Below are 1,204 nucleotides of genomic sequence, written 5' to 3'. Positions count from 1 at the left end.
GCGTAGACCGCCAGCAGCACCCGCGCCTCCAGCCGCATGTGCGCGTGACGGCGTTCCGGCAGGTACGGGGCATCAATGGTGCCAAAGGCGTTGCGCCAGAGGGTCCCCGCCATGCCGCGCCAATAGCCCCAGCCGCTGAGGTATTTGAACCATTGCGGAACGGTCTCCGGGCGCGGCCCGTGTTCCAACTCGGGGTCGCTTTCGGGGTCATTGGTGAACTTGTGATGCGCCAGGTGGAAGTAGCGGAACCAGATAAAAGGCAGCGCCATGGCCAGGGCGCAGACATGGCCTGCGGCCTCGTTCAGCCACTTGCTGCGGAAAGGGGTCTGGTGGGTGCATTCGTGGGTGAGGGTAAACAGGAAAACCAACAGCACCCCCTGAGGCAGCATCAAGAACGGCCAGAAGGGCACTTGCAGCGCAATGCCTGTGGTGCATACAGCCATTGCGGCAAGGTACAGCGCAAGGTGCTGCAGCCCCGCAGCATCGGAACGGGTGGTCAGAGACGCTTTGGTCTCCGGTGGCAGCGACTTGATAAGGGCGGTGTGATCCATATGCGCAGACATATGGACAGTCTTGTCCAGTCTTTTGATTCGCCGCAAGAGGCGGGATCAACCACGCGGGATGTCAAAGCCAGGCGCAGCGAGTTCAAATCCTTCGAACTGAAAGCCGGGCGATACAGTGCAGCTCACCAATGTGTAGTCCCCGGTTGTGCGGGCGGCCTGCCAGTGACCTTTGGTCACGATCTGCTGCGGCGCGCCTTTGATCAGATCAGGGGTCAGCAAGTGGTCCTGCGCCGGGCCTTCCGCTGTTTCCGCCATCGACAGCACCAGCGGCGCACCGGCATGGAAAAGCCAAATCTCAGTCGCATCGACCCGGTGCCAATGGCTGTTCTCGCCGCCCTTTAAAAGGAAGTAAATACAGGTGCCTGCGGGCCGGCCTTCATTCTCCGCCCGCCAGGTTTCCCGGTACCAGCCGCCCTCCGGGTGCTGCTGCAGGCCCAGGTGCTGGATGATCTGATCGGCGGTCATTGCGGCAAACTCCCTGTGGTACTTGGCCTCTTTGGCGCTGGTAAATCTGTATCCGGCGCATATGTTTGGGCCATGACACTCACGATCCCCTTTGACAATACATATGCTGCCCTGCCGGGGCAGTTCCACTCCAAACTGGTGCCGCAACCGGTGAAGGCGCCCAGGCTGATTGCCTT

2 protein-coding genes are annotated in these 1,204 nt (G+C 61.2%); both read right to left on the bottom strand.

Features of this window, described 5'->3' with window-relative positions; genetic code table 11:
* A partial coding sequence (locus A2I95_RS40050; protein WP_291737895.1) for a fatty acid desaturase occupies positions 1-563 on the bottom strand: 563 nt, incomplete at its 3' end.
* 45 nt (positions 564-608) lie between these two features.
* The gene (locus A2I95_RS40045; protein WP_291737894.1) at positions 609-1,028 is read right to left on the bottom strand and encodes a cupin domain-containing protein; all 420 of its coding nucleotides are present in this window, start codon (positions 1,026-1,028) and stop codon (positions 609-611) included.
* Positions 1,029-1,204: the final 176 nt, after the last annotated feature.

The sequence above is a fragment of the Leisingera sp. F5 genome, from assembly GCF_001593695.1.
The sequence above is the reverse complement of the archived record's forward strand: the minus strand, read 5'-3'. Positions and strand labels throughout refer to the sequence as shown.